Origin of the sequence: Klebsiella sp. CN_Kp088 (assembly GCF_040064335.1) — a bacterium.
Taxonomy (GTDB): domain Bacteria; phylum Pseudomonadota; class Gammaproteobacteria; order Enterobacterales; family Enterobacteriaceae; genus Klebsiella; species Klebsiella aerogenes.
The window spans coordinates 204,820-224,923 of record NZ_JBEAIQ010000023.1; the positions used below are offsets into that span (position 1 = coordinate 204,820).

Below are 20,104 nucleotides of genomic sequence, written 5' to 3' on the forward strand. Positions count from 1 at the left end.
CGGCATCAATAGCGGCGCGCGGCGCCGCTATTGATTATCATCCTCTGTATCTTCCTCTTTTCTTTTCGCTTCCCGGCGTTTCAGCCACAGATGAACCCCGACCACCAGCGCCACTACGAGGATCAGCCAGATCCAGTGTTTAACGTGCTGATCGAGATGGTGCAGCCACGGGCCGATCGCTTCGCCGCCAAGATAGCCAAGGGTAGTAAAAATCAGCGCCCAAACGATGGCGCCAAAAATATTCAGCGGTAGAAATATTTTTGGCGGCAAGCGGCTGGCGCCGATCAAGACCGGGCCGATAACCCGAAAGCCGTACATAAAGCGGGTGCCGATAACGAACAGATAGGGATGGCGCTGAATCAGGCGCTGCGCTTTACGGATGCGCGCCTTTTGCCGCGAGAAGCGGCGCAGTAGCTTACCGCCGAACTGACGTCCAAGGAAATACAACAGCTGATCGCCGATCATGCCGCCTAAGGCCACGGCGATGACCACCAAAGGAAACTTCAATAGACCCTGATGTGCCGCCACGCCGCCAAGGATGGTGATGGTTTCACCTTCTGCGATGCTGCCAATAACCAGCGCCGCGTAGCCGTATTGGGAAATCAGGTGATTGATATCCATATAAACATAAACTCCTACTCTTACCAGTCCCTTAATCATACACCCTGATGATTAAAACGCGCTGAAGCGGATTTTTATCGCTGTACACAAAATAATCTACAGAGTGAATTATACTTGGATCAGTGCTGTACGAAGCCGTGACAAGGGGGACGCTATGAACCATGTCTGGGGACTCTTCGCTCATCCTAATCAAGAGATGAGCGTGATCAAGAGTGAAAATGAGACCGTTTCGCACCACTACACGCATCATGTGCTGGTGATGGCGGCGGTTCCGGTTATCTGCGCCTTTATCGGTACGACGCAGCTCGGCTGGAACTTCGGCGACGGTACGGTGATTAAGCTCTCGCTGATGACCGGGTTGGTATTAGCGGTACTGTTTTACGCCGTGATGTTAGCGGGGGTGGCGGTGATGGGGCGGGTGATCTGGTGGATGGCCAGAAGCTATCCGCAGCAGCCGTCGCTGAAACGCTGTATGGTCTTTGCCGGCTACGTCGCGACGCCGCTATTTTTAAGCGGGATCGTGGCGCTCTATCCGCTGGTATGGCTGTGCGCGCTGATAGGCACCATCGCGCTGTTTTACACCGGTTATCTGTTGTATCTGGGTATTCCGACCTTCCTGAGTATTAATAAGGAAGAGGGGCTCAGCTTCGCCAGCTCAACCCTGGCTATCGGGGTGCTGGTGCTGGAAGTGCTGCTGGCGATCACCGTCGTGCTGTGGGGCTACGGGTACCGACTCTTCTAATCAAATGCATTGCCGGCAGAAATGAATAATTATGTCGGCAATGCAGCATTTACTCACGATTCTTATTGGCCTCAGGGCGTTATGACGCGGTATGATGGCGTTTGCCAGCGGCGTAGCTCACTTTACGCCGCGGCGTACGTTCTATAACGTGCAAAAATACTTTTCAGAATGCCCATGATGCCGAATTTTCGAATTTCTTTGCTCAGCCTGACTTTGCTGCTGGCTGTGCCTTTTGCGCCCCAGGCGATAGCAAAAACCACTGCGGTAACCGCCGCTTCACAGCCGGACATCGCTTCCGGTAGCGCGATGATCGTCGATCTGGCGACCAAGAAAATCATTTACGCCAGCCAGCCCGATTTGGTGCGCCCGATGGCGTCTATTACCAAAGTGATGACCGCTATGGTAGTGCTGGATGCGCATTTACCGCTGGACGAAATGCTGACCGTTGATATCAGCCAGACGCCGGAGATGAAAGGTATCTATTCCCGCGTACGACTTAACAGCCAAATCAGCCGCCGCAATATGCTGCTGCTGGCGCTGATGTCTTCGGAAAACCGTGCCGCCGCCAGCCTGGCACACCACTATCCTGGCGGTTATAACGCTTTTATCCGCGCGATGAACGCCAAAGCGCAGGCGCTGGGTATGACCCATACACGCTATGTTGAGCCGACCGGCCTGTCGGTGCATAACGTCTCCACGGCGCGCGATCTGACTAAGCTGCTGATCGCCAGCGAACAATATCCGCTGATCGGCCAGCTAAGCACCACCAAAGAAGATACCGCCACCTTTGCGCATCCGGCGTATACCTTGCCGTTCCGCAATACCAACCATCTGGTGTATCGCGATAACTGGAATATTCAGTTGACCAAAACCGGCTTTACCAACGCCGCCGGCCACTGCCTGATTATGCGCACGGTGATTAATCAACGCCCGGTGGCGCTGGTGGTAATGGACGCGTTTGGCAAATATACCCACTTTGCCGACGCCAGCCGTTTACGGACCTGGATTGAAACCGGCAAGGTGATGCCGGTTCCGGCATCCGCATTGAGTTATAAAAAGCAGCGTGAAGCGCAGATGGCGGAAGCGATGCTGAAAGGCGGCACGCAGACCGCGCAGAACGATTAATTTGTCCTTCCCCCGGATTGCGCCGCAATCCGGGAATTTTGATATCACTCCGGTAACGTCCAGTCGCCGTCGCCAAGCTGGCGCTGCATGATTAGGGTATCGCGCCAGTCGCCCATCTTATAGCCGACGCTGCGCAGCTGTCCGGCAACGGTAAAGCCAAATTTCTTATGGATGGCAATCGAGCCGGCGTTGTTATGTCCGTCGCCGATAATCGCCAGCATCTGCCGCCACGGCCCCTGTTCACATTGCGCGATGAGGCGTGTCAGCAGCGCGCTGCCGATGCCGCGCCCGCCCATGCCGGACTCAACGTATATGGACTCTTCCAGCGTATAGCGATAGGCCGGGCGAGGGCGGTAAAAGGTGGCGTAGCAGTAGCCGACAATGGTGCCGCGCCACAGCGCGACCAGCCACGGAAGCCCGTTATCGCGCACGGTTTTGATTCGCTTGCGCATTTCGTCGACGGTAGGCGGGATCTCTTCAAACGAGGCGCGGCCATTAAGCACGTGCCAGACGTACAGCGCGGCAATCGCATGCGCGTCATCAGGCAACGCTTCGCGGATCTCTAAGTCGGCGTCTTGTAACTTATCCTTGGCGGACATGGGGGCTCCTCAAGCTAATTGGCCGGAGAGTCTTTTTCTCCGGCATGCAGCGTAATACAGAAGCCCCGCGGCTGAACAGTCCTGGTTAACGATTATTGTGCTTCCGTCGGCTTCTGCACCTCGCCCCAGTATTTTTGTTTGCTGGTTTTGCCGATCCCCGGATTCATGCTGTTGGTGGGATCGTTCTGGCGATAGAAGCGTTTTAAACTCTCCGCCGCTTCATACAGATGCCCGACGTTGTGCTCCGCCGGGTACTGCGCGCCGCGCGCTTTCAACAGATCCAGCATTTTTTCCTTCAGTTCGTGCGCGTCGACCCCTTTCTTCACGATGTAATCCTGGTGGAAGACGTGGCACATAAAGTGGCCATAGTAGAGCTTGTAGACCAACTGGCTGTCGATTTCCGCCGGCAGATGTTCGAACCATTCGGTGTCATTGCGGCGCAGGGCGATGTCCAGCGCCAGAATATCTTCCACTTCGTCGGCATGTACCGCCTGATAGCGGATCGCCGCGCCGGCAGCGGCGAAGCGGTGCAGGAATGCCTTGCTGCCTTCTTCCGCGGTACAGACAAAGAAATCGCCTTCGGCCTGCTGGAAATACTCCGTAAGCCACTTTTGCGCTTCTTCGATGCCGTCGCCGGCCATCTTCAGCAGCAGATGATGTTCGTACTTATCACGCCAGGTTTTCATACGCTCCGGCAGGTGCGCCGGGAAGGCGTGACCGAGCTTCTGCATAAAGCGGTCGGTGAAGTGCGGCTTGAACAGGGAGACTTTTTCCAGCATCGCGTCGGTGCGCCCCTTCATGGTGAAGAAGAACGGCATTTTGTCGGTGCCGAGCTTATCGATCATCAGGAAGGTGTCTTTGCCATATTTTTCGGCGATATCGTAAATATCGCGGTGCATATATTCACCGGCTACCGGCAGATTATTGAATTCAGCGAGGATGTGGCGGCGGATTTCGGTGAGCACTTCCGGCTGATTGGTGCCGATATAGAACACCTGCTGGCGCTTTTCCGCCGGAAAAGTATCGAGACGGACGGCGAAGACCGCCAGCTTGCCGGCGCAGCCGGAGGATTCGAACAGGCGGTCCGGGTCGGCGTTATAGCGAGCCGGGGTATCGGCGTTGACGTCGCGCACGCGGGTGACGTAATCGTGATCGTGGGCGTGGCGGCCATCGTGCTGCACGTCGGCATCGTTGATACGGTCATCGTCGAGGCGGCTCAGGATTTGCTCCGGCGTTGAGCCAAGATCGATTCCCAGATGGTTGACTAATTTCAGTTTGCCGTCGGCGTCAATCTGCGCGAACAGCGACATTTCGGTATAGGCCGGTCCGCGTTGCACCAGCGATCCGCCGGAGTTGTTACAGATACCGCCGATGACGGATGCGCCGATGCAGGAAGAGCCGATCACCGAGTGCGGTTCGCGGCCCAGCGGTTTTAGCGCTTTTTCCAGTGAATAGAGGGTGGTGCCAGGGTAGGCCAGCACCTGCTCACCCTTATCCAGCAGGTGCAGCTTATCCAGACGCAGCGTGCTGATAATGACGATTTCGCGATCGTAATCATTGCCGCTTGGGGTGGAGCCTTCGGTGAGGCCGGTATTCGCCGCCTGCATCAGGATAATTTTGTCAGCCTGGACGCAGGCGCTGAGAACTCGCCATAATTCAAGCAGGGTACCGGGGAACACCACCGCCAGCGCATCGCCGTGGCCGGAGCGGAAACCTTTCCGGTAACGCTGGGTTTTCGCCGGATCGGTTAACAGATGCGAGGAGCCAACCAGCCGCGCCAGTTCCGCCAAAAAGGGAGGGTTATTTATTGTTGTTGCAGATGACATGATTCACTCCTTGTGGGCACAGAAAAGCTATATCGCTGTTAGCATACCGCTTTGTATGACAATTTGGTGTATGAATGTTTCTATAAATCAGATAAGAACCTTAGCATTCTACGGGCGCGTTGTTTATATATATGGCAAACTGCGGTTTTTGCTGCGTTTTCGCTGGGCTATTAGCACCGAATCAAAGAGGGATACATAATAATGAAATGGTTGTGTACTGTTGGCGTCGCCGTGAGCCTGGCGCTGCAACCCGCGCTGGCGGATGAACTGTTTAGTAACCATCCGCTGACGCCTGAGGCGCGAGATGCGTTTGTTAGCGAACTGCTGAAAAAAATGACGGTCGATGAAAAAATCGGTCAGCTGCGCCTAATCAGCGTCGGTCCGGATAACCCGAAAGAGGCGATCCGGGAAATGATCAAAGACGGTCAGGTAGGGGCGATTTTTAATACCGTGACCCGGCCTGATATCCGCGTGATGCAGGATCAGGTGATGCAGCTAAGCCGCCTGAAGATCCCGCTGTTTTTCGCCTACGATGTGCTGCACGGCCAGCGTACCGTCTTCCCGATAAGCCTCGGCCTGGCCTCCTCTTTTAATCTCGACGCGGTGAATACCGTCGGACGTATCTCGGCCTATGAAGCGGCTGACGATGGTCTCAATATGACCTGGGCGCCGATGGTCGACGTCTCTCGCGACCCGCGCTGGGGCCGCGCCTCCGAAGGTTTTGGCGAGGATACTTACCTGACCACCGTGATGGGTAAAGCGATGGTGGAGTCGATGCAGGGTAAGAGCCCGGCAGACCGCTATTCGGTGATGACCAGCGTTAAACACTTCGCCGCCTACGGCGCGGTTGAAGGCGGCAAAGAGTACAACACCGTCGATATGAGCCCGCAGCGCCTGTTCAACGACTACATGCCGCCGTATAAAGCCGGTCTCGATGCCGGCAGCGGCGCGGTGATGGTGGCGCTAAACTCGCTCAACGGTACCCCGGCCACTTCCGATTCCTGGCTGCTGAAAGACGTCCTGCGCGACCAGTGGGGCTTCAAAGGCATCACCGTTTCCGACCATGGCGCCATCAAAGAGCTGATTAAACACGGTGTCGCCTCCGACCCGGAAGACGCGGTGCGCGTCGCGCTGAAGTCCGGTATCAACATGAGCATGAGCGATGAGTACTACAGCAAATATCTGCCGGGGCTGGTGAAATCCGGCAAGGTGACGATGGCTGAACTGGATGACGCTACCCGCCACGTGCTCAACGTCAAGTATGATATGGGGCTGTTCAACGATCCGTACAGCCATCTGGGGCCGAAAGCATCCGACCCGCAGGACACCAACGCCGAAAGCCGTCTGCATCGTAAAGAGGCGCGTGAAGTGGCGCGAGAAAGCCTGGTGCTGCTGAAAAATCGTCTCGATACGCTGCCGCTGAAAAAATCCGGCACGATCGCCGTAGTAGGCGCGCTGGCGGATAGCAAGCGCGACATGATGGGCAGCTGGTCGGCGGCGGGCGTGGCCGATCAGTCGGTCACCGTGCTGACTGGCATTAAAGAAGCGCTGGGCGATAAAGGCAAAGTGATTTATGCCAAAGGCGCTAACGTTACCGACGATAAAGGCATTGTCGATTTCCTTAACCTGTATGAGAAAGCGGTGCAGGTCGATCCGCGCTCGCCGCAGGAGATGATCGATGAAGCCGTGGCGGCGGCGAAACAGTCCGACGTGGTTGTTGCGGTAGTGGGCGAAGCACAGGGCATGGCGCATGAGGCTTCCAGCCGGACCGATATCACCCTGCCGCAAAGCCAACGCGACCTGATTAGCGCACTGAAAGCGACCGGTAAGCCGCTGGTGCTGGTGCTGATGAACGGGCGTCCGCTGGCGCTGGTGAAAGAGGATCAGCAGGCGGATGCGCTGCTGGAGACCTGGTTTGCCGGTACTGAAGGCGGCCATGCCATCGCCGATGTGCTGTTTGGCGATTACAACCCTTCCGGTAAGCTGCCGATGTCCTTCCCGCGTTCGGTGGGGCAGATCCCGACCTACTACAGCCATCTGAATACCGGCCGTCCGTATAATCCGGAAAAGCCCAATAAATACACCTCGCGTTATTTTGATCAAGCGAATGGCCCGCTGTATCCATTTGGTTATGGCCTGAGCTACACCACCTTCAGCGTTTCGGATGTTAAAATGTCGGCGCCAACGATGCCGCGCGACGGCAGCGTGACCGCCAGCGTGCAGGTGACCAACACCGGCAAGCGCGAAGGGGCGACGGTGATCCAGCTTTATTTGCAGGACGTGACCGCGTCGATGAGCCGCCCGGTGAAAATGCTGCGCGGCTTTAAGAAGGTGAATCTTAAGCCGGGTGAGACGCAAACCGTCAGCTTCCCGATTGATGTTGAAGCGCTGAAATTCTGGAACCAGCAGATGAAATACGTTGCTGAACCGGGCAAATTCAACGTCTTTATTGGGGTGGATTCCGCCCGCGTTAAGCAGAGCGAATTTGAGTTGCTGTAATCGATAGCCCTGTGAAAGGGGATAAACCGGGTATTACTCCTGAAAGGCCGATTAATCGGCCTTTTTTTTTCGTTCGCCGGCCAAATGGACTACGCTTTTCTCTTAAGCTTCTGTAAACGGAGCGCAAAAGAAGAGAAGGAAGCAGGATGATGGCAACGAAATGGTCAGGCGCGTTGGCGCTAGTGGCGCTGGTCAGCCTGCCGCTGCAGGCGGCGGAACCGGTGAAAGTGGGTTCGAAAATCGATACGGAAGGGGCGCTGCTCGGCAATATCATTTTGCAGGTACTGGAAAGCCACGGCGTGAAAACGGTCAATAAAGTCCAGCTTGGCACCACGCCGGTGGTTCGCGGAGCGATTACCGCCGGTGAGCTGGATATCTATCCGGAATACACCGGCAACGGGGCTTTCTTCTTTAAAGATGAAAATGACCCGGCGTGGAAAAACGCCAAACAGGGCTATGAAAAAGTTAAAAAGCTGGACGCGGAAAAAAACAAGCTGGTCTGGCTGACCCCGGCTCCCGCCAATAATACCTGGACTATCGCGGTGCGACAGGAAGTGGCGGAGCAAAATCATCTTGCTTCATTGGCCGATCTTAGCGCCTATCTACAGAAGGGCGGCGATTTTAAACTGGCGGCTTCCGCGGAGTTTATCGAGCGCGCCGATGCTCTCCCGGCGTTCGAAAAAGCCTATGGCTTTAAGCTCAATCAGAATCAGCTGTTGTCGCTGGCGGGCGGCGATACCGCGGTGACCATTAAAGCGGCGGCGCAGCAAACCTCCGGCGTAAACGCGGCGATGGCCTATGGCACCGATGGCCCGGTAGCGGCTTTGGGGCTGCAAACCCTGAGCGATCCAAAAGGCGTACAGCCTATTTACGCCCCGACGCCGGTTGTGCGTGAAGCGGTGCTGAAGGCGTATCCGCAGATGGCGCAGTGGCTGGAACCGGTGTTTGCCAGCCTCGATGAAAAAACGTTGCAGAAATTAAACGCCAGCATTGCCGTTGAAGGGCGAGACGCGAAGAGCGTAGCCGCCGATTACCTGCAACAAAAAGGGCTGCTGAAGTAAATACGAGTGACTATTCGTTGTTATAACCGCGTGGCGCTGCTGCTCACGCTACTGCTGTTGGCCGTGACGGCGCTGCCATTCGTCACTTATGCCCCTAATCGTCTGCTTTCCGGTGAAGCGCGCTGGCTATGGACGCAGATGCCGTGGCTGGCGGCGGTGCAGCTGGCAGGCGCGTTGCTGTTGTTGTTATTGTGCTGGATCCCAGGCCGTCTGGCGCTGCTCGGTAGCCTGCTTATTGCCGATTTGCTCCTGCCATTACTAATGTGGGGCGCCGGAGACATCGCGCTACAGCTGGTGCAACAGGGCTCCCCGCTGGCGCGTACCTCTCCCGGAAGCGGATTATGGCTTTCGCTGGCGCTATGTCTGCTACTCGCCAGCGATACTATCCGCCGCCTGACTCCGCATGCTTTATGGCGTTGGCTGCTGAATGCGCAGCTTTGGCTGCTACCGTGCCTGCTGCTGTGGCATGGGTCGCTCGATCAACTCTCATTGCTGAAAGAATATGCTAACCGTGAGGATGTCTTTAATGACGCGCTGCGTCAGCACCTGTGGTTGTTGTTCGGGACGTTGCTGCCCGGATTATTATTGGGTCTATCGATAGGCTTCGCCCTCTGGCGGCGACCGCACTGGCAGGCGCCGGTATTCACCTTCCTTAATGTGATTCAAACTATTCCTTCGGTGGCGCTCTTCGGTTTGTTGATCGCGCCGTTGGCCGGGTTGACGCGCCATTTTCCGCTACTGGGCAAAATTGGCATTTCCGGAACCGGCCTGGCTCCGGCGCTAATCGCACTGGTGCTGTATGCGTTATTGCCGCTGGTACGCGGGGTGGTGACCGGGCTGCAACAGGTACCACGCGAGGCGCTGGAAAGCGCAACCGCAATGGGAATGAACGGCTCCCAGCGTTTTCGCCAGGTTCAGTTACCGTTGGCGCTGCCGGTCCTGTTGCGCAGCCTGCGGGTGGTCAGCGTACAGACTGTCGGTATGGCGGTGGTAGCGGCGTTGATAGGCGCGGGCGGCTTCGGCGCTTTGGTGTTTCAGGGGCTCCTCAGCAGCGCGCTGGATTTGGTGCTGCTGGGCGTCATTCCGACGATTGCGTTGGCGGTAGTTGTGGATGCCGTGTTTGCACTGTGGAGCGCGTTACTAAAAGGAGAAACGCATGATTGAGTTCGACGGGGTGAATAAAGCCTTTGCCGGGCAACCCGCGGTGAAAGATCTCAACCTGCATCTGCGCGAGGGGGCGTTTTCGGTGCTGATTGGTACTTCCGGCTCCGGAAAATCAACCACCCTGAAGATGATTAACCAACTGGTGGAACAGGATAGCGGAGTGATACGCTTCGCCGGCGAGGATATCCGTCGACAGCCATTGCTGGCGCTGCGCCGCCGTATGGGGTACGCCATTCAGTCAATTGGCCTGTTTCCACACTGGACGGTGGCGCAAAATATCGCCACCGTGCCGCAGTTGCAAAAGTGGCCGCGCGCAAAAATTACCGAGCGGGTTGATGAATTGATGGCGTTATTAGGCCTGGAGCCTCTACTACGCGATCGCTACCCGCATCAGCTTTCCGGGGGCCAGCAGCAGCGCGTCGGCGTGGCGCGGGCGCTGGCGGCCAACCCGGAGGTGCTGTTAATGGATGAGCCGTTCGGCGCGCTGGATCCGGTGACCCGCGAAGCGCTGCAGCAGGAGATGCTGCGCATTCATCGTCTGTTTGGGCGCACGATTGTGCTCGTCACCCATGATATCGATGAAGCGCTACGCCTGGCGGATCATCTGGTGCTGATGGACGGCGGCGAAGTGGTGCAGCAGGGAGAGCCGTTACAGATGTTGCTGGAGCCAAAGAACGCCTTTGTCGAAACCTTCTTTGGCCGCAGTGAACTAGGGGTGCGGCTGCTCTCGCTACGCGGCGTCGGGGATTATTTACGCCGGGATGAGCGGCTGGCGGGCGATGCGCTAAACGTCTCAATGACGTTGCGCGAGGCGTTGTCGCAGTTTGTCGCTCACCGTCGCGACGTTTTGCCGGTGGTTGATGAACAGGGCGAAGCGTGCGGTACGTTGCACTTTGCTGATTTGTTACGTGATGGAGGTGGGGCGTGAAGGCGCTTCGCGATCCGCTGCTGTGGTTGGTGGCGCTGTTTATCGCGCTGCTGCTGGTGTTGCCCCATAGCGCGCCGCTGTTTAGCTGGCTATTTCCGGAACTGCCGCGCCCGGTTTATCAGCAGGAGAGTTTTCTGGCGCTGACGCTGGCCCACTTTTGGCTGGTGGCGTTATCAAGCCTTGTCGCAACGGTTATCGGTATCGGGGCCGGGGTTATCGTCACCCGGCCCGCCGGACGAGAGTTTCGTCCACTGGTGGAGACCATTGCTGCCATGGGACAGACATTTCCGCCGGTGGCGGTACTGGCGATTGCGGTACCGGTGATGGGCTTCGGCTGGCAACCGGCGCTTATCGCGCTGGCGCTGTACGGAATATTGCCCGTGCTGCAGGGGACGTTGGCTGGATTAAGTTCGATATCGCCTGGGGTATTGAACATTGCCGAGGGGATGGGGATGAGCGGCTGGCAGCGGTTGTGCAAAGTGGAGCTGCCGCTGGCGGCCCCGGTCATGCTGGCCGGGATCCGCACTTCGGCCATCGTCAATATTGGTACGGCAACCATTGCCTCAACGGTGGGCGCCAACACGCTCGGCACGCCAATTATTATCGGCCTCAGCGGCTTTAATACCGCTTACGTGCTGCAGGGGGCGCTGCTGGTAGCGCTGGCGGCGATCATCATCGATCGCTTTTTCGAACGGCTAAACCAGTGGGTCAGCCGACACCACCGCGAACAATAAACGAGTAACCCGCTAGCATCACGCCGCCGATCCCGCCGATGGCCATGCATAAGAAGAGGGTAATGACCGCGATTTTCGCAGGCTTCATGATAGGCTCCTTTTGTTAACGGAGGGATTATACGGTGAAGCGCTGGTGTTAACGAAACATTAATTGCTATTTAGCCAGATCAGGTTTTCCCGCTGTTCCCAATCGCGAAGCTGTGCTGCCTGTGGACTACCTGGCGGTGTGGGGCACCACACCAGTAGGGTGCTGTCAGGAAACAGTTGCGGACGGATCTGGTTCAGGGAATGTGCGACAACGTCGACCCGCCAACCTTGCTCGCAGGCTTTCCAGCCCTCCAGCCACAGTCGGGTGGTGTCATCGGTATTCCAGCCAACCACCACTGCGTGATGGCCGGGGCGTTTCCAGGCATGGGCGAGACATTGGGCGATATGATTGATCAAGATGCCGTCGAGCAGGCTGCGCAGCGCCAGTAGCGTTGGCTGCGGGCTTAACAGGCGGTGGCGGAGCGGATTAATCAGGTAATGGACTAGCGTTTGCGCGGAATAGCTGTGGCTGCGCTCTTTTAGCCATAGGCGCAAGCGTTGGTAATGACCTTCCTGTAGAAAACCGAGCAATATCTCCTGCTGTTCGCGCCAGCCGTCTTCAGCATCCTCTTCGCGGTCAGGTAGCAGGTTTTTTACCTTGCTGACCTGTACGCCGGCATCAATCCAGCGCTTAATTTCGCGAATACGCTCAATTTCATTGTCATTGAATAATCGATGACCGCCATCGGTGCGCTGCGGTTTAATAAGTTCATAACGTCGCTGCCAGGCTCGCAGCGTCACGGGATTGATATCACAAAGCTGAGCCACTTCGCCTATCGTATACAGCGCCATTTTCCCCTCCCGCCGTGTTCTCCTGATTTAACTGTAGAAGGGGTTTATCAATTGTTCATTTTTTGTTCTTTTTGGCCGCGACGAGACGGTGAGAAGTGTGATCGTCGCCGTGATTTAGCATTTTCTTGTATCGCTTCAAAGAAAGTTATCGGCGGTCAGTGTATGTTACGCGCTTTCAAAGGTTGTGTGGTTTGCGGGTATGTACGAGTTCGATCTGGTATTGCTGCTGCTCCAGCAGATGTGCGTGTTTCTGGTCATCGCCTGGCTGATGAGTAAAACGCGGCTGTTCATTCCCCTGATGCAGGTCACCGTGCGTTTGCCGCATAAGTTGCTGTGCTATGTCACCTTCTCGATTTTTTGCATTATGGGGACCTATTTCGGTCTGCATATCGAAGATTCTATTGCAAATACCCGCGCTATTGGCGCAGTGATGGGCGGCCTGCTCGGCGGCCCGGTGGTCGGCGGCCTGGTGGGGCTGACCGGGGGCCTGCATCGCTATTCGCTGGGCGGTATGACGGCGTTAAGCTGTATGGTGTCGACCATTGTCGAAGGTCTGCTCGGTGGCCTGGTGCACAGCATCTTAATTAGGCGCGGTCGCCCGGATAAAGTGTTCAGCCCGCTTACCGCCGGGGCGATTACCTTTTTCGCTGAACTGGTACAGATGCTGATAATCCTGCTCATTGCGCGACCCTTTCAGGATGCGCTGCACCTGGTACAGAGTATCGCCGCGCCGATGATGGTCACTAACACCGTCGGCGCCGCGCTGTTTATGCGTATTCTGCTGGATAAGCGGGCGATGTTTGAAAAATACACCTCGGCTTTTTCCGCCACCGCGCTGAAAGTGGCGGCCTCTACCGAGGGGATCCTGCGTCAGGGATTCAACGAAGAGAATAGTATGAAGGTGGCTCAGGTGCTGATTCAGGAACTGGATATCGGCGCTGTAGCCATTACCGACCGCGAGCGGCTGCTGGCGTTTACCGGCATCGGCGATGACCACCATCTACCAGGTAAGCCGATCTCATCATCCTATACGCAAAGGGCGATTGATACCGGCGAAGTGGTTTATGCCGACGGCAACGAGGTGCCGTACCGCTGTTCAATTCACCCTGGATGCAAACTGGGCTCGACGCTGGTCATTCCGCTGCGCGGTGAGAATCAACGGGTTATTGGCACCATTAAGCTATATGAAGCGAAAAACCGCTTGTTCAGCTCAATTAACCGTACGCTGGGGGAGGGGATCGCCCAGCTACTGTCGGCGCAGATCCTTGCCGGTCAGTATGAACGGCAGAAGGCGTTGCTGACCCAGTCGGAAATTAAGCTGCTACATGCTCAGGTCAACCCGCACTTTTTGTTCAATGCCCTGAACACGCTGAAGGCAGTGATTCGCCGCGATAGCGATCAGGCCGGACAATTGGTGCAGTATCTATCAACCTTCTTTCGCAAAAATCTGAAGCGACCAACGGAGATCGTCACCCTGGCGGACGAAATTGAACATGTGAATGCCTATCTGCAAATTGAGAAGGCGCGATTCCAGGATAATTTACAGATACGTATGCAGGTTCCTGCATCGCTTGAACATCTGCAGCTACCGGCGTTTACGTTACAGCCGATAGTCGAAAACGCGATCAAGCACGGCACTTCTCAGCATCTTGGCGTGGGCGAAATTACCATTCGAGCCAGTCAGCATGAGCGTTGGTTACAGCTGGATGTGGAAGATAACGCCGGGCTGTATCGGGATAACCCTAATGCCAGCGGGCTCGGAATGAGCCTGGTGGACAGAAGACTGCGTACGCGCTTCGGCGCCGACTGCGGAATTAGCGTCGCTTGCGAAGCGGAACATTTTACCCGCATTACGCTGCGACTGCCTCTGGAGGAGAATGCATGCTAAAAGTTTTAATCGTCGATGATGAGCCGCTGGCGCGGGAAAATCTGCGCATTCTGCTGGAGGCGCAAAGCGATATTGATATCGTCGGCGAATGCGGCAACGCCGTCGAGGCCATTGGCGCGGTACATAAGCTGCGTCCCGACGTGTTGTTTCTGGACATTCAAATGCCGCGCATCAGTGGGTTGGAGATGGTTGGTATGCTCGATCCAGAGCATCGTCCTTATATCGTCTTTTTAACCGCCTTCGATGAATATGCGGTGAAGGCCTTTGAAGAGCACGCCTTTGATTATCTGCTAAAGCCGATCGAAAACGCCCGGCTGGAGAAAACCCTGAGCCGCCTGCGCCAGGAGCGCAGCCTGCAGGATGTATCCCTGTTGGATGATGCCCGGCAGGCGCTGAAGTACATTCCCTGCACCGGTCACAGCCGCATCTGGTTGCTGCAGATGGAAGATGTGGCTTTTGTGAGTAGCCGGATGAGCGGGATTTACGTCACCGATAGCGAAGGCAAAGAAGGGTTTACCGAACTGACTTTGCGTACGCTTGAAAGCCGTACGCCGCTGTTGCGCTGCCACCGTCAATATCTCGTTAACATGGCGCATTTGAAGGAGATCCGCCTTGAGGAGAATGGGCAGGCGGAATTGTTAATGCGCGCCGGGCAAACGGTGCCGGTCAGCCGCCGCTATCTGAAAAGCCTGAAAGAGGCGATTGGTCTGTAAAAACGCGGAATCATGGTAGACTTAGCGCCAGCATTTTTCATCATGAAGGCATTATGATCAGTAACGATATTTTACGTAGCTTGCGCTACACCCTGAAAACGAATAATAACGGTCTGGTACGCATCTTTGCGCTGGCGGATGCGCCGGTGAGTGCGGAACAACTGGTACCCTGGCTGAAAAAAGAAGACGAAGAAGGGTTTGCGCGCTGCCCGGATGTCGTGCTGTCGAATTTTCTCAATGGCCTGATTTACGACAAACGCGGCAAAGACGAATCGGCGCCGCCGCTGGCGGTTGAACGCCGGGTGAATAACAATATCGTACTGAAAAAATTGCGTATCGCTTTCTCGCTGAAGACCGACGATATTCTGGCGATCCTGACTCAGCAAAAATTCCGCGTGTCGATGCCGGAAATCACGGCCATGATGCGCGCGCCGGACCACAAAAACTACCGCGAATGCGGCGATCAGTTTTTGCGCTATTTCCTGCGCGGTCTTACCGAACGCGAGCACGCCAAAGGCTAAGCGCCTGACTTGACCCGGGCCTGCGCCCGGGCCCTGCACCTCTTTACTTCTTCACCTCTTTAAAACCCTGCGATTCCAGCAATTTAGTTGACACCGATAGTGAAACAAACTGCTGTGAGCAGTCGGTGAACATCGAGCCCGGCAGTTTGCACAGCTCGCTGATTTTCGCTTTGCTAAAATCCACGGTCAGATGCTCAAGCGCATAGGAATCTTTATAGTCGATGGTCTGTTCTACGCCCTGTAGATTACGATACACGCTGCTAATCGGCTCAATAATGGCCCGCGCCTGTTCTTTATTTTCGGCGCCGATCGATTTATAGGGAATGGTGTTGTCGGCATCCTGACGCAATACTTTGTCGCCGTCATAGTGGTAGGTAAAGCTGAGTTCGACGCCGTTGGTATTCAGCGCAAAGGTTTTACTCTCTTCTTTTTTATTATCGCAGCCGGCGAGGGCCGCCAGCAGAACAGATACGGCCAGCACGCCAGCCATCTTGCGGTTAAATTTCATCACGATTCCCTATGTTGAGTGGTATTGCGCGTCCAGAGAGGAGCAGACAGTAATGATTATTATGGCTATTGCGCGTTGTCGCAACAGAAGGCGTGAAGGGAATAAAAAAGCGCTGCCGGAGCAGCGCTTTTACGGAGGTTATTTAACCTGCTGACCCGGCTGTGCGCCGCTGTCAGGGCTTAACAGGAAGATATCTTTCCCGCCAGGGCCGGCGGCCATCACCATCCCTTCGGAGATGCCGAAGCGCATTTTACGCGGCGCCAGGTTGGCGACCATCACCGTCAGGCGGCCAATGAGCGCCTGCGGGTCCGGGTAGGCGGAGCGGATGCCGGAGAAGACGTTACGCTTCTCGCCGCCGAGATCGAGAGTCAAGCGCAGCAGCTTATCGGAACCGTCGACGAACTCGGCGTTTTCAATCAGCGCGATGCGCATATCCACCTTGGCGAAATCGTCAAAGGAGATAGTTTCCTGGATCGGATCATCGGCCAGCGGGCCAGTCACCGGCGCGGCGGCGGCTTTAACTTCTTCTTTAGAGGCTTCCACCAGCGCTTCGACCTGTTTCATCTCAATGCGATTGTACAGCGCTTTGAAAGCGTTAACCTTGTGCGCCAGCAGCGGCTGTTGGATGGCGTCCCAGCTCAGCTCGGTGTTGAGGAACGCTTCAGCGCGCGCGCTCAGCCCCGGCAGAACCGGCTTCAGCCAGGTCATCAATACGCGGAACATGTTCAGCCCCATGGTGCAGATTGCCTGCAGGTCGGCGTCACGGCCTTCCTGTTTGGCCACCACCCACGGCGCCTGCTCGTCGACATAGCGGTTAGCGACGTCGGCCAGCGCCATAATTTCGCGGATGACTTTACCGAACTCGCGGCTTTCCCACGCTTCGCCGATAGCGGCAGCCGCATCGGTGAAGGTTTTATACAGCGCCGGGTCAGCCAGCTCAGCAGAGAGCATGCCGTCAAAGCGTTTATTGATAAAGCCGGCGTTACGCGAAGCCAGGTTCACCACTTTGTTAACGATATCGGCGTTAACGCGCTGGATAAAGTCTTCCAGGTTCAGGTCGATATCATCAATGCGCGAAGAGAGCTTAGCGGTGTAGTAGTAGCGCAGGCTGTCGGCGTCGAAATGGTTCAGCCAGGTGCTGGCCTTGATAAAGGTACCGCGTGATTTGGACATCTTGGCGCCGTTTACCGTGACATAGCCGTGAACGAACAGGTTGGTCGGCTTACGGAAATTGCTGCCTTCCAGCATGGCCGGCCAGAACAGGCTGTGGAAGTACACGATATCTTTACCGATGAAGTGATACAGCTCGGCACTGGAATCTTTCTTCCAGTAGTCATCGAAGCTGGTGGTGTCGCCGCGTTTGTCGCATAGATTCTTAAAGGAACCCATGTAACCGATCGGCGCATCCAGCCAGACGTAGAAGTATTTGCCCGGCGCGTTGGGAATTTCAAAGCCAAAGTACGGCGCGTCACGGGAAATATCCCACTGTTGCAGGCCGGATTCGAACCACTCCTGCATTTTGTTCGCCACCTGCTCCTGCAGCGCGCCGCTGCGGGTCCACGCCTGCAGCATTTCGCTAAAGGACGGCAGGTCGAAGAAGAAGTGCTCAGATTCACGCATCACCGGCGTCGCGCCGGATACTACAGATTTCGGATCGATGAGCTCAGTTGGGCTGTAGGTGGCGCCGCAGACTTCGCAGTTATCGCCGTACTGGTCCGGGGATTTACACTTCGGACAGGTACCTTTGACGAAACGGTCCGGCAGGAACATGCCCTTTTCCGGATCGTAGAGCTGAGAGATGGTGCGGTTTTTAATAAAACCGTTTTCTTTCAGACGGGTATAGATAAGCTCCGACAGCTCGCGGTTCTCGTCGCTGTGCGTCGAGTGATAGTTGTCGTAGCTGATATCGAAACCGGCAAAATCGGTCTGATGCTCCTGACTCATCTCGCCAATCATCTGCTCCGGGGTGATGCCAAGCTGCTGCGCTTTCAGCATAATCGGGGTGCCGTGGGCGTCGTCGGCGCAGATGAAGTTGACTTCGTGGCCGCGCATTCGCTGGTAACGGACCCAGACATCAGCCTGGATGTGCTCCAGCATGTGGCCGAGGTGGATAGAGCCGTTGGCGTACGGCAGCGCGCACGTTACCAGAATTTTTTTCGCGACTTGAGTCATAGTGGGCATTACATCTTCTGTTGTAAAAAGGGCTTTTGATGTTACCTGAAAGGCAATAATTTGGTAAGCCCAAAGCTTATTGTGGGGGAATTATTCCCTTTCAGGTAAACTTAACGGACAAGAATCAACTCACAATAACAAAGGAGTCGGGATGAGTTCGCAATCCCAGGCCAAATCCCCCGAACGTCTACGCGCGATGGTCGCCGGGACTCTGGCTAATTTCCAGCACCCAACCCTGAAACATAACCTCACCACGCTAAAGGCGCTGCACCATGTCGCCTGGCTTGACGATACCGTGCATATCGAGATCCAAATGCCGTTCGTCTGGACCCGCGCGTTTGAGGCGTTGAAGGAGCAATGCAGCGCCGAGCTGCTGCGTATCACCGGCGCGAAAGCCATCGACTGGAAGCTCTCTCACAGTATCGCCACCCTGAAGCGGGTGAAAAACCAGCCGGGTATTAATGGCGTGAAAAACATCATCGCCGTCAGTTCCGGTAAAGGCGGGGTGGGAAAATCCTCTACCGCCGTCAACCTCGCGCTGGCGCTGGCGGCGGAAGGGGCCAAAGTGGGTATCCTTGATGCCGACATCTATGGCCCGTCGATTCCGACCATGCTTGGTGCGGAAGACAGCCGCCCGACATCACCGGACGGCACCCATATGGCGCCGATTATGAAGTATGGCCTGGCGACGAACTCCATCGGATATCTGGTGACCGATGACAACGCCATGGTGTGGCGCGGCCCGATGGCCAGCAAGGCGCTGATGCAGATGCTGCAGGAGACGCTGTGGCCGGATCTGGATTACCTGGTGCTGGATATGCCGCCGGGAACGGGCGACATCCAGCTGACCCTGGCGCAGAACATTCCGGTAACCGGCGCGGTGGTGGTGACGACGCCGCAGGACATCGCGCTGATCGACGCCAAAAAAGGCATCGTGATGTTTGAGAAAGTAGAAGTGCCGGTCGTAGGCATCGTGGAAAACATGAGCATGCATATCTGCAGCAACTGTGGCCACCACGAGCCTATCTTTGGCACCGGCGGCGCCGAGAAGCTGGCGGCGAAGTACCACACTCAGTTGCTAGGCCAGTTGCCATTGCATATCACGCTGCGTGAAGATCTGGATAAAGGCACGCCGACGGTTATTGCGCGTCCGGAAAGCGAGTTTACCGATATCTACCGCCAGCTGGCGGGACGCGTGGCGGCGCAGATGTACTGGCAGGGCGAGGTTATCCCGAGCGAGATCGCCTTCCGCGCCGTTTAAGGCTGGGTGTAACGCATCAGCCAATAATCTCCGTCAGGAGACGCGCCCTGGGCTTCGAGTTTCCAGCCGTGATGCTGGTAGAAGCGCAGGGCGTTTTCATTTCGAGACAGACACTTCAGCGTACCACTGCGCTTGAATGAGCGCTGAACCTGTTCCAGCAGCAGGCTACCGACGCCTTTTCCCTGCCACTGCGGATCCACAAACAGGTTATGCAGGAAGTTGTCGATAACCCACACCGAGGCGAATCCTGCCAGCACATCGCCGCATTCGGCGACCCATAGCTGTTCGTCTTGCACCACGGCATCAAAATCTTCCAGCCGCCATTGATCGCCGTTAAGCCATGTCCATGAGGCAAGACGCGCGTCAAGAAACAGCTGACGCAGGCGAGGGTAGTCGCTGGCGCGACCGGGGCGAATGCGCAATTGCGCCTGCGTCGAGGACTTAGCGATGATAGAAGATCTCGCCGTCATACACTTTCAGGATCTTGCCTTCGGTGTCGGTGATCAGAACGTAGTTGCCGCCCATATAGGTCCAGTGACTGCCGGCATCCGGCGCGGGCAGGTTACGCAATTGCCACTGTTTGATGTTGTACTCTGGAGTGAGGTACATCGCCGGCACGGTATCGCCAATATGAAATTGGGTAAAATCAGCGGTGAATTCTTTCATCGCATACTGTTCAATCCCGGAGGCCGGCGCCGCCCAGCTTGCGCTGGCGCTGGCAAGAAGTACGCCCAGAAGCATCATTTTTGTTTTACGCATATTTTCCTCAATATTACCTGGACTCAAAATAGCAGCCTCGTATCATTCCTGAAGCGCTGCTGAAATGGCAAGCACTGGTTTTTTAAAAAGTGTAAGCAAAACAC

The 20,104-nt window shown here is 56.1% G+C and carries 19 protein-coding genes and 1 pseudogene; 11 read left to right on the forward strand and 9 right to left on the reverse strand.

Annotation, left to right across the window (positions count from 1 at the left end; genetic code table 11):
* Nucleotides 1-27: 27 nt before the first annotated feature.
* Nucleotides 28-621, reverse strand: a complete 594-nt coding sequence (locus tag ABLV08_RS14210; protein ID WP_015365732.1) for a DedA family protein — start codon at nucleotides 619-621, stop codon at nucleotides 28-30.
* A 154-nt stretch (nucleotides 622-775) separates the two neighbouring features.
* Here ABLV08_RS14210 and ABLV08_RS14215 point away from each other — a divergent pair, with 154 nt between their 5' ends.
* Together ABLV08_RS14215 and pbpG are read left to right on the forward strand one after the other, a co-directional pair.
* Entirely contained in the window at nucleotides 776-1,363 is a 588-nt protein-coding gene (locus ABLV08_RS14215; protein WP_015365733.1) for a Yip1 family protein, read from the forward strand.
* A gap of 174 nt (nucleotides 1,364-1,537) precedes the next feature.
* Complete coding sequence (gene pbpG / locus ABLV08_RS14220; protein WP_161798740.1) at nucleotides 1,538-2,488, forward strand: D-alanyl-D-alanine endopeptidase; 951 nt, start codon at nucleotides 1,538-1,540, stop codon at nucleotides 2,486-2,488.
* Nucleotides 2,489-2,532: 44 nt separating this feature from the next.
* Here the strand turns inward: pbpG and ABLV08_RS14225 are convergent, their stop codons facing one another.
* Both ABLV08_RS14225 and dld read right to left on the reverse strand, forming a co-directional pair.
* On the reverse strand, nucleotides 2,533-3,087 hold the full coding sequence (locus ABLV08_RS14225) for a GNAT family N-acetyltransferase (RefSeq protein WP_015365736.1): 555 nt from the start codon (nucleotides 3,085-3,087) through the stop codon (nucleotides 2,533-2,535).
* Between the two features lie 92 nt (nucleotides 3,088-3,179).
* Nucleotides 3,180-4,913, reverse strand: a complete 1,734-nt coding sequence (gene dld / locus ABLV08_RS14230; RefSeq protein ID WP_020078299.1) for a D-lactate dehydrogenase — start codon at nucleotides 4,911-4,913, stop codon at nucleotides 3,180-3,182.
* A 201-nt stretch (nucleotides 4,914-5,114) separates the two neighbouring features.
* On the opposite strand from dld, the gene bglX reads away from it, so the two are divergent.
* The 5 genes and pseudogenes from bglX (at nucleotide 5,115) to ABLV08_RS14255 (ending at nucleotide 11,299) form a co-directional block, all read left to right on the forward strand.
* Nucleotides 5,115-7,412 carry a beta-glucosidase BglX gene (gene bglX / locus ABLV08_RS14235; protein WP_348855974.1) on the forward strand — a complete coding sequence of 766 codons (2,298 nt, stop codon included), beginning with the start codon at nucleotides 5,115-5,117 and terminating at the stop codon, nucleotides 7,410-7,412.
* A gap of 146 nt (nucleotides 7,413-7,558) precedes the next feature.
* Nucleotides 7,559-8,473 (forward strand): ABC transporter substrate-binding protein, encoded by a 915-nt coding sequence (locus ABLV08_RS14240; RefSeq protein WP_020078301.1) that lies wholly within the window; start codon nucleotides 7,559-7,561, stop codon nucleotides 8,471-8,473.
* Between the two features lie 6 nt (nucleotides 8,474-8,479).
* Complete coding sequence (locus ABLV08_RS14245) at nucleotides 8,480-9,637, forward strand: ABC transporter permease (RefSeq protein ID WP_020078302.1); 1,158 nt, start codon at nucleotides 8,480-8,482, stop codon at nucleotides 9,635-9,637.
* Nucleotides 9,630-10,575: pseudogene (locus ABLV08_RS14250) on the forward strand (ABC transporter ATP-binding protein); the annotation flags it as partial. The gene ABLV08_RS14245 and the pseudogene ABLV08_RS14250, both read left to right, overlap by 8 nt.
* A complete protein-coding gene (locus ABLV08_RS14255; protein WP_015706090.1) occupies nucleotides 10,562-11,299 on the forward strand; it encodes an ABC transporter permease in 738 nt (245 codons plus the stop codon). The pseudogene ABLV08_RS14250 and the gene ABLV08_RS14255, both read left to right, overlap by 14 nt.
* On the opposite strand, the gene ABLV08_RS14260 is transcribed toward ABLV08_RS14255, so the two are convergent.
* Together ABLV08_RS14260 and ABLV08_RS14265 are read right to left on the reverse strand one after the other, a co-directional pair.
* Complete coding sequence (locus tag ABLV08_RS14260) at nucleotides 11,274-11,387, reverse strand: protein YohO (protein ID WP_015365743.1); 114 nt, start codon at nucleotides 11,385-11,387, stop codon at nucleotides 11,274-11,276. The two genes, ABLV08_RS14255 and ABLV08_RS14260, sit on opposite strands and share 26 nt — an antisense overlap.
* A gap of 59 nt (nucleotides 11,388-11,446) precedes the next feature.
* A complete protein-coding gene (locus tag ABLV08_RS14265; RefSeq protein ID WP_015365744.1) occupies nucleotides 11,447-12,178 on the reverse strand; it encodes a MerR family transcriptional regulator in 732 nt (243 codons plus the stop codon).
* Between the two features lie 199 nt (nucleotides 12,179-12,377).
* Between ABLV08_RS14265 and ABLV08_RS14270 the strand changes: the two genes are divergently transcribed.
* The 3 genes from ABLV08_RS14270 to ABLV08_RS14280 are packed head-to-tail and all read left to right on the forward strand — an operon-like array spanning nucleotide 12,378 to nucleotide 15,300.
* Nucleotides 12,378-14,066, forward strand: a complete 1,689-nt coding sequence (locus tag ABLV08_RS14270; protein ID WP_015365745.1) for a sensor histidine kinase — start codon at nucleotides 12,378-12,380, stop codon at nucleotides 14,064-14,066.
* Nucleotides 14,060-14,779 carry a two-component system response regulator BtsR gene (gene btsR / locus ABLV08_RS14275; RefSeq protein ID WP_015365746.1) on the forward strand — a complete coding sequence of 240 codons (720 nt, stop codon included), beginning with the start codon at nucleotides 14,060-14,062 and terminating at the stop codon, nucleotides 14,777-14,779. The genes ABLV08_RS14270 and btsR overlap by 7 nt, the downstream gene beginning before the upstream one ends.
* 53 nt (nucleotides 14,780-14,832) lie before the next feature.
* Nucleotides 14,833-15,300 (forward strand): DUF1456 family protein, encoded by a 468-nt coding sequence (locus ABLV08_RS14280; RefSeq protein ID WP_015706088.1) that lies wholly within the window; start codon nucleotides 14,833-14,835, stop codon nucleotides 15,298-15,300.
* A 43-nt stretch (nucleotides 15,301-15,343) separates the two neighbouring features.
* Here the strand turns inward: ABLV08_RS14280 and ABLV08_RS14285 are convergent, their stop codons facing one another.
* Both ABLV08_RS14285 and metG read right to left on the reverse strand, forming a co-directional pair.
* Nucleotides 15,344-15,808 (reverse strand): YehR family lipoprotein, encoded by a 465-nt coding sequence (locus ABLV08_RS14285; RefSeq protein ID WP_015365748.1) that lies wholly within the window; start codon nucleotides 15,806-15,808, stop codon nucleotides 15,344-15,346.
* A 138-nt stretch (nucleotides 15,809-15,946) separates the two neighbouring features.
* Nucleotides 15,947-17,980, reverse strand: a complete 2,034-nt coding sequence (gene metG / locus ABLV08_RS14290; protein WP_348855978.1) for a methionine--tRNA ligase — start codon at nucleotides 17,978-17,980, stop codon at nucleotides 15,947-15,949.
* A gap of 151 nt (nucleotides 17,981-18,131) precedes the next feature.
* Between metG and apbC the strand changes: the two genes are divergently transcribed.
* Nucleotides 18,132-19,241, forward strand: a complete 1,110-nt coding sequence (gene apbC / locus ABLV08_RS14295) for an iron-sulfur cluster carrier protein ApbC (protein WP_015365751.1) — start codon at nucleotides 18,132-18,134, stop codon at nucleotides 19,239-19,241.
* Here apbC and ABLV08_RS14300 read toward each other — a convergent pair.
* Nucleotides 19,238-19,690, reverse strand: a complete 453-nt coding sequence (locus ABLV08_RS14300) for a GNAT family N-acetyltransferase (protein WP_032715595.1) — start codon at nucleotides 19,688-19,690, stop codon at nucleotides 19,238-19,240. The genes apbC and ABLV08_RS14300 overlap by 4 nt on opposite strands.
* A complete protein-coding gene (locus tag ABLV08_RS14305) occupies nucleotides 19,683-20,000 on the reverse strand; it encodes an RcnB family protein (RefSeq protein ID WP_015365753.1) in 318 nt (105 codons plus the stop codon). The genes ABLV08_RS14300 and ABLV08_RS14305 overlap by 8 nt, the downstream gene beginning before the upstream one ends.
* Between the last annotated feature and the right edge of the window lie 104 nt (nucleotides 20,001-20,104).

What these genes read in the sequence shown, in the direction of transcription:
- btsR (WP_015365746.1), top strand. Translation starts at nt 14,060, where the DNA reads ATGCTAAAAGTTTTAATCGTCGATGATGAGCCGCTGGCGCGGGAAAAT.
- ABLV08_RS14210 (WP_015365732.1), bottom strand. Translation starts at nt 621, where the DNA reads ATGGATATCAATCACCTGATTTCCCAATACGGCTACGCGGCGCTGGTT.
- ABLV08_RS14225 (WP_015365736.1), bottom strand. Translation starts at nt 3,087, where the DNA reads ATGTCCGCCAAGGATAAGTTACAAGACGCCGACTTAGAGATCCGCGAA.
- ABLV08_RS14260 (WP_015365743.1), bottom strand. Translation starts at nt 11,387, where the DNA reads ATGAAGCCTGCGAAAATCGCGGTCATTACCCTCTTCTTATGCATGGCC.
- bglX (WP_348855974.1), top strand. Translation starts at nt 5,115, where the DNA reads ATGAAATGGTTGTGTACTGTTGGCGTCGCCGTGAGCCTGGCGCTGCAA.
- apbC (WP_015365751.1), top strand. Translation starts at nt 18,132, where the DNA reads ATGAGTTCGCAATCCCAGGCCAAATCCCCCGAACGTCTACGCGCGATG.
- ABLV08_RS14215 (WP_015365733.1), top strand. Translation starts at nt 776, where the DNA reads ATGAACCATGTCTGGGGACTCTTCGCTCATCCTAATCAAGAGATGAGC.
- ABLV08_RS14240 (WP_020078301.1), top strand. Translation starts at nt 7,559, where the DNA reads ATGATGGCAACGAAATGGTCAGGCGCGTTGGCGCTAGTGGCGCTGGTC.
- ABLV08_RS14285 (WP_015365748.1), bottom strand. Translation starts at nt 15,808, where the DNA reads ATGAAATTTAACCGCAAGATGGCTGGCGTGCTGGCCGTATCTGTTCTG.
- ABLV08_RS14305 (WP_015365753.1), bottom strand. Translation starts at nt 20,000, where the DNA reads ATGCGTAAAACAAAAATGATGCTTCTGGGCGTACTTCTTGCCAGCGCC.
- dld (WP_020078299.1), bottom strand. Translation starts at nt 4,913, where the DNA reads ATGTCATCTGCAACAACAATAAATAACCCTCCCTTTTTGGCGGAACTG.
- metG (WP_348855978.1), bottom strand. Translation starts at nt 17,980, where the DNA reads ATGACTCAAGTCGCGAAAAAAATTCTGGTAACGTGCGCGCTGCCGTAC.
- ABLV08_RS14265 (WP_015365744.1), bottom strand. Translation starts at nt 12,178, where the DNA reads ATGGCGCTGTATACGATAGGCGAAGTGGCTCAGCTTTGTGATATCAAT.
- pbpG (WP_161798740.1), top strand. Translation starts at nt 1,538, where the DNA reads ATGATGCCGAATTTTCGAATTTCTTTGCTCAGCCTGACTTTGCTGCTG.
- ABLV08_RS14280 (WP_015706088.1), top strand. Translation starts at nt 14,833, where the DNA reads ATGATCAGTAACGATATTTTACGTAGCTTGCGCTACACCCTGAAAACG.
- ABLV08_RS14270 (WP_015365745.1), top strand. Translation starts at nt 12,378, where the DNA reads ATGTACGAGTTCGATCTGGTATTGCTGCTGCTCCAGCAGATGTGCGTG.